At 60.6% G+C, this 10675-nt stretch carries 7 protein-coding genes and 1 pseudogene; 6 read left to right on the top strand and 2 right to left on the bottom strand.

The features are described 5' to 3' along the window. Positions 1–40: 40 nt before the first annotated feature. Complete coding sequence (locus ACAG21_RS22020; protein ID WP_025735785.1) at positions 41–271, bottom strand: MbtH family protein; 231 nt, start codon at positions 269–271, stop codon at positions 41–43. Positions 272–1316: 1045 nt separating this feature from the next. Between ACAG21_RS22020 and ACAG21_RS22025 the strand changes: the two genes are divergently transcribed. From ACAG21_RS22025 to ACAG21_RS22050, 6 genes are all read left to right on the top strand, one after another. After that, positions 1317–1727 (top strand): MmpS family protein, encoded by a 411-nt coding sequence (locus ACAG21_RS22025; RefSeq protein ID WP_096291064.1) that lies wholly within the window; start codon positions 1317–1319, stop codon positions 1725–1727. Then, a complete protein-coding gene (locus ACAG21_RS22030; protein ID WP_370498386.1) occupies positions 1724–4618 on the top strand; it encodes an RND family transporter in 2895 nt (964 codons plus the stop codon). The genes ACAG21_RS22025 and ACAG21_RS22030 overlap by 4 nt, the downstream gene beginning before the upstream one ends. A 7-nt stretch (positions 4619–4625) precedes the next feature. Beyond that, positions 4626–7562 (top strand): RND family transporter, encoded by a 2937-nt coding sequence (locus ACAG21_RS22035; RefSeq protein ID WP_370498387.1) that lies wholly within the window; start codon positions 4626–4628, stop codon positions 7560–7562. 167 nt (positions 7563–7729) lie between these two features. Further along, positions 7730–8677, top strand: coding sequence for an ATP-binding cassette domain-containing protein (locus ACAG21_RS22040; protein WP_370498388.1), 948 nt, complete (start codon positions 7730–7732; stop codon positions 8675–8677). Then, positions 8674–9417: an ABC transporter permease gene (locus ACAG21_RS22045; RefSeq protein WP_370498389.1), complete on the top strand. Its 744-nt coding sequence runs from the start codon at positions 8674–8676 to the stop codon at positions 9415–9417. Before ACAG21_RS22040 ends, ACAG21_RS22045 begins: the two co-directional genes overlap by 4 nt. Then, positions 9414–10205 (top strand): ABC transporter permease, encoded by a 792-nt coding sequence (locus ACAG21_RS22050; protein ID WP_370498390.1) that lies wholly within the window; start codon positions 9414–9416, stop codon positions 10203–10205. The genes ACAG21_RS22045 and ACAG21_RS22050 overlap by 4 nt, the downstream gene beginning before the upstream one ends. 26 nt (positions 10206–10231) lie before the next feature. Here the strand turns inward: ACAG21_RS22050 and ACAG21_RS22055 are convergent. Then, a pseudogene (locus tag ACAG21_RS22055) lies at positions 10232–10675 on the bottom strand (hypothetical protein); the annotation flags it as partial.

Consider the following 10675-nt stretch of genomic DNA (forward strand, 5'->3'; position numbering starts at 1 on the left):
GTCCCCCAAGGCTCCACCCGAGTCCCCATACCCAGGCGGTTTACTTATCAAAACTCCGACCCGCTGCCAGCCGCTCGCGCAGACTCTTCGGCCGGATATCCGGCCAGTTCTGCTCGATGTACTCGAGACACGCCGCTCGGTCGGCCTCGCCGTATACCACCCGCCATCCAGCGGGAACATCGGCGAAGGTCGGCCACAGGCTGTGTTGCTCCTCGTCATTGACCAACACGAAAAAACTGCCATTATCGTCGTCGAACGGATTGGTGCTCACAGTTCTCCAGGCGTTCTCTCGATATAGGTGGGATCGTTCCAAACCATACTGGAGGCCCACAGGCTCGGTCGGAGGTTTCGACAAAGTTCCTGGTGTGATCTGTTAAGCACTCGCGGCACCTGTCGGCAATTCGGTGCCAGGCGCAACGCTCCGACGTTGGCGCCGTGAAGTGCAGTGACCTGCAGCGACGGTTCGGGCTGTCTGCCGACCGCCAAGAGTACGTTACCTACGGGTAGAAAACGACCAAGTTACGCTCTCGTTGCTCGTTAGTTGCCGCACCGGAATACCGTCCCGCGGCCTCGGCGGTGGACCCGCAGATCAGAGCGGAATCGGCGGCGGGTCGACCACAGCAAACACTGGCAAGGCGCGGTAGCTGCCAGCGTCCAGGACCCGATGGCATGGCACGACTACACCGTTCCGCTTTGCCGCTCGGGCGGATCACCCGCTGCTGATCCGATGACGACAGATCGCGCGCTCAGACCCCTATGCATGCGGCTTCGACTTCGCTTGGTGGCCACGCGCGCACGTTTGGCGGATCATCACTTCCGCGCGGGATCTCCGGGGTATGTAATATGCATCACGATTGGCCGGGGACAATGACGCATACAACACCTGCCGCGGGGGCGGATTCAGCGCATTGATAGCGTCCTCTTACGCACACGATACGAGTTACGATCCCATATCGGGTTACCAAAGATCTGATGTCGGGGGCAATGGCATGGTTTACTCATCAAGACCTGGTTGCACTCGCCGAACGCCGCTCGTTTGAGCTGACCGCCGCAGGTCTGGCGTGGTGCGATCGAGGTTTGGGTAGTGTCCGAGCGGTTGAGGTAAGCGAGTCCGTGAACGGGTTGAAGGGGGTGCGGTGGTCGAACATGACGTTCGAGCCCGGTCCGACGTCGCCACCGAAGGTAGCCAGGGCGTGAGCCAGCCCCCCGGCCGCTTCGGGAGGTTCGGTCGTCAGTCCGGATCCCAAGCTCCCAATGGTGCTCGGAAGGAAAAAAGGCGGGGCGCGGGGGCTGGGGCGCTCAAGCTTCTTGGGCGGCTGTGGATTCCGCTGCTGATCGTCGCGGTACTCACCGCCGGCGGGTTCACGGTGTCGCGGTTACACGGGATATTCGGGTCCGAGAAGCGCCAGTCCTACGCCGACTCCCGAGTCAAAGACAGCAAGCCGTTCAATCCCAAGCATCTGAAGTATGAGGTGTTCGGCGCGCCGGGGACCGTCGCCGACATCAGCTATTTCGACGTCAATGCCGACCCGCAACATATCAACGGCGTCACCCTGCCGTGGTCGATGGATCTGTCGACCACACTGCCGTCCATCGTGGGAAACGTGGTGGCACAAGGAGATACCGACACCATCGGCTGCCGCATCATCGTTGATGGCACAGTCAAGTCCGAGAAGGTCTCACACGAGGTGAACGCCTTCACGTACTGCGTGCTGACGGCGGCATGACCGACGAACACATTGGCACGGAGCAGCCCCCGCGAGGCTTCACCGCGCGGTCAATCCGCCGGTTTTCAATACCCATCATCCTGGGGTGGCTCGGTCTGGCCGTCTTCTTCACCATCGGCGTCCCCCCGCTAGAGGTCGTCGAGCAAGGACATTCGGTATCGCTGAACCCCGTCGACGCACCGTCGTTCAAGGCGATGGCGCGCCTCGGACAGGATTTCAAGGAATCCAATTCCGGAGCCTTGGCGATGATCGTCTTGGAGGCGGACCGCCCCCTCGGCCAGGAAGACCATAAGTACTACGACGAATTGGTCCGCCGGCTCGAGGCCGATACCAAGCACGTTCAGCATGTCCAGAACTTCTGGGGAGATCCGGTCACGGCGGCCGCCGCGCAGAGTATCGACGGTAAGGCCGCGTATGTGCAGCTGAACCTTGGTGGCCTGCAGGGCGCATCCGCGGGCGACGAATCGGTGGCGGCCATCCGGGGCATCGTGGCGGGACTGCCCACACCGCCTGGGCTCAAGGTCTATGTCACCGGCCCGGCGGCGACGGTCGCTGATATGAACAAGGCGGGTCAGGAGACGGTTACGACCGTCACCCTGGCCAGCCTTTCCGTCATTTTTATTATGTTGCTGCTCGTCTATCGCTCGATTTTTACCGTCATCCTCCTGTTGCTGATGGTCGGGTTGCAATTGACGGTCGCTCGTGGAGCGGTGGCATTTCTCGCCTATCACGGGTTTATCGGTCTGACTACTTTCGCCGTCAACCTGTTAGTGGCCGCGGTCATTGCCACGGGAACTGACTACGGAATTTTCTTCGTCGGCCGATATCAGGAGGCACGGCAGGCCGGCGAAGACAAGGAAACGGCCTTCTATACCACTTTCAGCAGTGTCGCCAAAGTCGTGTTGGCTTCCGGCCTGACAATCGCGGGTGCCGTTCTGTGCCTCAGCTTTACCCGGCTCCCCTATTTCCAGCCGCTCGGCCTGCCCAACGCGGTGGGCATCGCCATCGCCGTCCTGGTTGCGCTAACGCTCGGGCCGGCGCTTATCGCGGCAGGAGCTCGTTTCGGCCTGTTCGAGCCCAAACGGAAGCTGCAGGTGCGCGGGTGGCGAAGGATTGGTACGGCAATCGTGCGCTGGCCCGTGCCGATTTTCATAGCCACATTGGCCGTTGCCTTGGTCGGGCTGCTCACTCTTCCGGGATATAACCCGAGCTACGACGACCAGAAATTTATCCCCGAGGACATTCCCGCCAGCGTCGGAAATGCGGCTGCAGGGCGACATTTCCCTGAATCGCGCATGATGATGCCGGAAATCCTCTTGGTCGAAGCCGACCACGACCTCCGCAATCCCACGGACATGCTGGTGTTGAACCAATTGGCCAAGGGAATCCTTGCGGTCCCAGGCGTTTCCACGGTTCAGAGTGTGACCCGGCCCGAGGGTACCCCGCTCGCGCACACCAGCATTCCGTACATCATGAGCATGTCGCAGTCGAACCAGCTGACGAATATGGCGTTCCAAAAGGACCGCATGAATGACATGATGAAACAGGCCGAAGTCATGGGCGAAATGATCAAGTTGATGCAGCACATGCTAGGCCTGATGAAAGAGCTGACCGCTACGACCCACGACATGGTCGCCCGGACGCATGATATTCAGATAACGACCGCAGAGTTGCGGGACCGAGCCGCGAATTTCGAAGATTTCTTTAGACCGTTCCGTAGCTATTTCTACTGGGAAAAGCATTGCTACGATATTCCGGTCTGCTATGCGATCAGATCCGTGTTCGACGCGATCGACGGCGTCGACGAGGTCAATGACAAGTTCACTGAATTGGTGGCAGACCTCGATAAGCTAGATGTGCTCTTGCCGCAAGTCATGATGCAGATCCCGCCAATGATCGAAACCATGCAGAGCATGCGGACCATGATGCTGACAATGCACAGCACCATGGAAGGAACTCTCGGCCAGATGGAAGTCAACGGAGGCCAGAACCCGAACGCCATGGGGCAGGCATTCGACACCTCCAAAAACGACGACAGTTTCTACATTCCGCCGAGCATTATCGACGGCTCCGATACTTTTAAACGGGTCATGAAGATTTTCCTGTCGCCGGACGGCAAGAACGCTCGCATGCTCATTGCGCAAAAGGGCGACCCGGCAACACCCGAGGGGCTTTCCCGCGTCGAGCCGATCAGAACGGCCGCCGAGGAGGCGCTGAAGGGCACCCCCTTGGAAGACGCGAAGGTTTATCTCACCGGGACCGCGGCAGTGGTCAAGGACTTGGTCGAGGGCGCCCAATACGATCTCTTGATCGCGGGCGTCGCCGCGCTCTGCCTTATTTTCATCATCATGCTGATCATGACGCGGAGTTTCCTCGCCGCGCTGGTTATCGTCGGTACGGTATTGGTGTCATTGGGCGCGTCCTTCGGAATGTCCATTCTGGTTTGGCAGTATCTGCTGGGGCTGCAAATTCACTGGACGGTCCTCTCGATGTCGGTGATCGTGCTGTTGGCGGTGGGCTCTGACTACAACTTGTTGCTGGTTTCTCGGATGAAGGAGGAATTGGCGGCCGGTATCCACACCGGGATCATCCGGGCCATGGCGGGCACCGGAAAAGTCGTCACCAACGCGGGCCTGGTATTCGCGTTCACGATGGCGTCCATGGCGGTCAGCGACCTGCGCAGCATCGCCCAATTGGGCACCACGATCGGGATGGGCCTGCTCTTCGACACCCTGGTGGTGCGGGCCTTCATGACACCCGCGGTCGCGGCGATGCTGGGGCGCTGGTTCTGGTGGCCGCAACAAGTGCGCACCCGCCCCGCAAGCCAAATGCTGCGCCCCTTGGGGCCGCGGCCGTTGGTGCGCTCGTTGTTGCTGAAAGAAACGCGGTGAGGCGCGCATGACCACAGAACCGATCGCCACGCAAGCTGCCGAGACTCCCGTCCAGAAGCCGTTCGCAGCTCGGACCCTTCGCGGTTTGTCGCTGTTTATCATCCTGGGATGGGTGGCGCTGACGTTGCTGGTCACCTTCGCTGTTCCCTCGCTGGAGCGGGTGGGCCGGGAGCACTCGGTGCCGTTGGCCCCCCAAGACGCGCCGGCCGTGCAGGCCATGATGCGGATGGGCAAGGTCTTCAAAGAGTCCGACTCGGACAGCTTCGTGATGCTGGTGATCGAAGGGCAGAACGAGCTCGGGGACAGCGCACACAAGTACTACGACAAGTTGATGCGGCTGCTGAAGGCCGACACGAAACATGTCGAGCACGTTCAGGATCTGTGGGGCGACCGACTCACCGCGGCGGGTGCGCAAAGTGCCGACGGTAAGGCCGTATACGTCCAGATGAATCTGGCCGGCAACCAGGGCACGACGCAGGGTCAGGACTCGATCGCCGCCGTCCGGGACATCATCGCGAAGAATCCGCCCCCGCAGGGGATCAAGGCTTATGTCACCGGTCCGTCAGCGCTGTTCTCGGACATGCAAGAGGCCGGTGACCGATCGATTCTGAAGATGACCGCGGTCGGCGCGGCGATCATTTTCGTGGTGCTGCTGTTCGTCTATCGGTCGATCACCACGGTGATCCTGTTGTTGATCACCGTCGGGATCGAGGTGCTCGCGGCCCGCGGAATCGTCGCGTTTCTGGGCGACCACAGCCTCGTGCAGCTATCGACATTTGCCGTCAACCTCTTGGTCGCATTGGCGATGGCGGCCGGAACCGACTACGGGATCTTCTTCTTCGGTCGATATCAGGAGTCGCGTCAGGCCGGCGAGGACCGAGAAACCGCCTATTACAACACTTTTCGTGGGGTCGTCCCCGTCGTGTTGGGGTCCGGTTTGACGATCGCCGGCGCCATGCTGTGCCTGAGCTTCACCCGGATGCCCATCTTCCAGACCATGGGTGTGCCGTGTGCGATCGGCCTTGTCATTTCTGTCGTGATCGCGCTGACGCTGGTTCCGGCCGTCCTGACCCTCGGCGGTCGGTTCGGGTTGCTCGATCCCACCCGAGCGATCCGGTTCGGCCGGTGGCGGCGGATCGGCACGGCAATCGTGCGCTGGCCGGTGCCCATCCTGGTCGCGACCATCGCCGTCGCGCTGGTCGGTTTGGTCACGCTGCCGGGCTACCAGACCAGCTACAACAACCGGCTCTACATGCCCGACGACATTCCCGCCAATGTCGGCTACGCTGCCGCCGACCGGCACTTCTCCCAAGCGCGGATGCTGCCCGAAATTCTGATGATCGAGTCCGACCACGACATGCGCAATCCAGCCGACTTCATCGTCCTGCACCGGCTGGCCAGGGCCATCTTCAAAGTTCCCGGAATTGCCCGCGTTCAGGGCATAACGCGGCCCGAGGGAACACCGATCGAGCACACCTCGATCCCCTTCATGCTGGCCATGCAGAACTCGGCCCAAACACAAAACATCAAATACATGAAGGCTCGCATGGACGACATGCTCGAGCAGGTCCACATGATGGACATACAGATGGCCTCGATGAAGCGGCTCTACGAATTGCAGAAGGAACTGACGAAGCTCACCCACGAGTCGATCACCAAGACCTATGAGATGACCGATCTTTTGCACGAGTTAAGAGATCACTTCGCCGACTTCGAAGATTTCCTCAGGCCGATTAAAAGCTATTTCTACTGGGAAAAGCATTGCTATGATATTCCGATTTGTTTTGCGTTTCGGTCTATCTTTGACCTTCTGGACGGGATCGACGAACTGAGCGACAAACTCGGCGATCTGCTAATTGATTTGCACAAAATGGACGTGCTGCTGCCTCAGCTGCTCGAGCAGTACCCGCAGTTGATTGCGTCCTTGCAGTTCTTCAAGACAACCACGCTAACCATGCACAGCACGATGGCCGGAATCATCGGCCAGGTGGATGTCGACAATAAAGACGCCACCACCATGGGGCAGGCGTTCGACAACTCCAGGAACGACGATTCCTTCTATCTGCCTCCGGAGATCTTCAAGAACGCGGACTTCCAGAAGGCGATGAATCAATTCCTGTCCCCCGACGGGAAAGCGGCCCGGTTCATCATTTCGCACAAGGGTGACCCCGCGACACCCGAAAGCGTGGACCGGGTCGACAAAATCAAGACGGCAGCCGAAGAGGCCCTCAAGACCACACCGCTCGAAGACGCCAAGATTTATCTCGCCGGCACCGCGTCGACCTTCAAGGACTTCAAAGACGGCTCGAAATTCGACCTACTGATCGCGGGAATTGGCGCGCTCTGCCTGATTTTCACGATCATGCTGATCATCACCCGCAGTTTTGTGGCCGCGATGGTCATCGTCGGCACGGTGGCACTTTCGCTCGGATCGTCGTTCGGGCTTTCGGTGCTGATCTGGCAGTACATTTTGGGCATCAAGTTGTACTGGATGGTCCTGCCGATGTCGGTGATCGTGCTGCTGGCGGTGGGATCTGACTACAACTTGCTGCTGGTTTCCCGGATGAAAGAAGAAATTGGCGCCGGTATCAATACCGGCATCATTCGGGCAATGGGTGGTACCGGCAAGGTCGTCACCAACGCGGGTCTGGTGTTCGCTTTCACGATGGCGTCGATGGCGTCCAGCGATTTGCGGATCATCGGCCAGGTCGGTACGACGATCGGTCTGGGTCTGATGTTTGACACTCTGATCGTGCGCTCTTTCATGACCCCCACCATTGCGGCGCTACTCGGACGTTGGTTCTGGTGGCCACAAGTAGTCCGCCCGCGGCCATCGAGCCAGATGCTGCGTCCCGAAGGTTCGCGTCCGCTGGTGCGCGCTTTGCTGGGCCGCGAATTCCCCGACGACGCGCCTACGGCCGAGATCCCAAGGCAATCGGTCTAATTGGCGAAGCCGATTGCGAGCGCGGAGAATTCCGAGCGCTTTTTGGCTAAGAGTTTGCAGAGGGTTGCGCACAATAGCATCGCGGCCGAGATCGAAAAGCATCGTCCCGGAACATCTAACACCAATACCGACAACATACCGACACCCACCATGGAATACTCCCTACCGTGAGTTCACTGGCGATCGAAGTCGACGGCCTCTCTAAGACATTCGGCCGAAACACGCCTGCGCTCAATGGCGTCAGCTTCTCTGTCCCCGCCGGAACAGTTTGCGGTCTGCTCGGCCACAACGGCGCGGGTAAGACCACCACAATCAATATCCTGTCCACGCTGATCCGTCCGACTTCAGGCCGCGCCGCTGTCGCCGGATACGACATTGCTCGCCAAGCTGCTCAGGTGCGTTCCAGCATCGCGATGACCGGTCAGTTCGTCACGTTAGACATGTTGCTAACAGGCAGGGAGAACCTGGTCTTGTTCGGCAGGTTGCGGGGCATGCGGCGCAGTGAAGCCAAGGCCCGCGCGGACGAACTGCTTCAACGGTTCGACCTCGTCGCCGCCGCCGACCGCGCGTTGGCCACTTATTCCGGCGGCATGCAGCGCCGCACCGACCTCGCCGCCGCCCTGATGGTGTCGCCGAAGGTGCTGTTCCTCGACGAGCCGACCGCCGGATTGGACCCGCGCAGTCGACGGGACGTGTGGGCCCTCGTGAGCTCATTGGCCGAGCAAGGAGTCACAGTGTTGCTGACCACTCAGTACCTCGAAGAGGCCGACATGTTGAGCGACTCGATCGTCGTCATCGACCATGGGCAGGTCATCGCCAGCGGCACTGCCGAGGAACTCAAGCGTCGCGCCGGCACCGGCTATTGCCAAGTGAGCCCGGCAAACCCGGCCGACCTGCCCCAGGTCGCGGCGGCACTGACGGGACTAGACGGCGTCGACGTCGACACCGACACCAACTCGGTGTCGGTGATCGCTCCTGGCGGGGTGGCCACCTTGTCCGATGTGTTTCGCCGCGTCGACGCACTCGGCATCGAACTGGCCGACATTTCGCTGCGTAAGCCGTCGCTGGACGAGGCGTTCCTCCACATCACCGAGCGGACCGTCGCCCAATCGTGAGCGCCCTAGCCGCCCTCACCGAACGCTCGCTGCTATCCGCGGCGCGCGACGGCGAGATGATCTTCGAAATAGTTTCTCCTATCGCCTATTTGGCGGGCTTTAGCGTCGCACTGCACGGCCTGATCGACACCGGACAGCTGAGTTATTCGCAATATCTGGTTCCCGCGGTGGTCGTCCAGTCGATGATTTTCGTCGGGCTGCTCACCGCGGACCGCGCTGTGCGTGACCATCTAAGCGGCCTCGGCCGGCGGTTGCGGACGCAGCCGATCTCCGCGGCAACCCCGGTGACTGCCCGCATGGCGGCCACCCTCGTCCGCGCGGCGCTAGCGCTCATCGTGGCGATGGTCGCCGGTTATTCATTCGGATTCCGGATGACTGGCGGTCTGGTCGACGACATAGCTTTCGTCCTTCTCGCGCTGCTGTTGTGTCTGGCCGTTGGGCTAGGCGCCGATGCGCTGGGATCGAGTTCGAACAGTCTGCAGGGCGCCAGTTACATGCTGTTCGTCCCCCAGTTGCTGTTGTTTCTGTTGTCCACCGGAATTGCCCCCGAGAAGACGTTTCCAAGCTGGTTGCGTCCGTGGGTACGCAATCAGCCGGTGTCCCAGGTCATCGAAACGCTGCGCGGCCTGGGTAGCGGGCACGTGTTGGTCGACAACTTGGCCGTCAGCCTGGCCTGGTGTGTGGGCATGGTGCTGGTCTTCGGCGCCATCACGATACGGATGCAAAGGCGCGGCTCGTGACCTCTCAGACCCACGCGCCGAATTCGCTGCTGACCGAGAGCTGGTTGCAAGCGAGTCGCCTGCTGATCCGGTGGCGACGAGATCGAGCCGTGCTGATGGGTTCGCTGCTCTTCCCCATTTTCCTGCTGGTTCTTTACCAAGTGGTGTTGGGCGAGCAGGTGCACAGGGTCACCGGTGCGGAGAGCGTCTACGGCCTGGTCCCGTTCTGCGCCGTGCTGTCCGCGCTGTTCGGCACGCTGGGCAATGCGATCGGCATCACGATGGACCGCCAGTCGGGCGTACTGAGCCGGATGTGGGTACTACCCGTTCACCGGGCGAGCGCACTGACGGGGCGGCTCGCCGCGGAGGGCATCCGGGCGCTCGTCGGGACGACCCTTATCACCGCCCTCGGCATCATCATGGGATTGCGATTCGCGCATGGCTGGGTCGCGTTACTGGTGTACATCCTGGTGCCATCCATCGTGGCGGTCGGATTTACAGCGCTGATCATGGCACTCGTCATCCGTACTAACGGCCGCACCATCATGACCTGGCTGGTGGGCGGTACCGTAACGCTCGCCTTCCTCAACCCCGCGACCACTCCGATCAGCCTCTACCCGAGTTGGCTGCAGCCGTTTGTGCGCGTGCAACCGATATCACCGCCCGTGGAAACGATGCGAACATTGGCGCTTGGCGGACCTGTGCTATGGCCGCTCACCATGACTCTCGCGTGGACGGTCTTGCTGCTCGCGGTGTTCGTCCCCTGGGCGGTGCGCGGTTATCGGCGCGCCGCGGAGTCAAGCGTCTAGCGTGACGAGCACGACTCTCGCGCGGCCTAGCCCCTGGCTTTGAACCTGACCAGCCACTGACGAGCCACGGCTTGTCGAATTTCCTTTTGCTTGAACAACGCCAGCGTGCGGCCCGAAATCTCAACGGCCGCAGCCCAAAAGAATATTGGCAGCCGCTTTCTGAACTCTTTGTCGACCGCGCTGCTGATGCCGGTGACGTCGTTGTACAGCGTGACGACAATGTCCATGTAGCTAGTGACCAGCACCGGGTTGGAGAAGCACCGGATATTGAAGTCCCAGTCAGCCCAGATGCGATACCTGAGGTTGTAGGGACCGATGCCGGCAAAAAGCTCGCGGCGATAGAAAATTGCCTGATGGCACATATTCGTCTCGAACAGCAGACGGTCGAGATTGTCCGTTCTCATTGATTCTGGGGCATTCTCATTGAATCTGGGGTAAGTGCGTGTCTTTCTCATTGAATCTGGGGCACG

Origin of the sequence: Mycobacterium sp. pR1184 (assembly GCF_041287235.1) — a bacterium.
Classification (GTDB): domain Bacteria; phylum Actinomycetota; class Actinomycetes; order Mycobacteriales; family Mycobacteriaceae; genus Mycobacterium.

Coding starts and splice junctions, on each gene's coding strand:
- ACAG21_RS22035 (WP_370498387.1), top strand. CDS start 4,626: ATGACCACAGAACCGATCGCCACGCAAGCTGCCGAGACTCCCGTCCAG.
- ACAG21_RS22030 (WP_370498386.1), top strand. CDS start 1,724: ATGACCGACGAACACATTGGCACGGAGCAGCCCCCGCGAGGCTTCACC.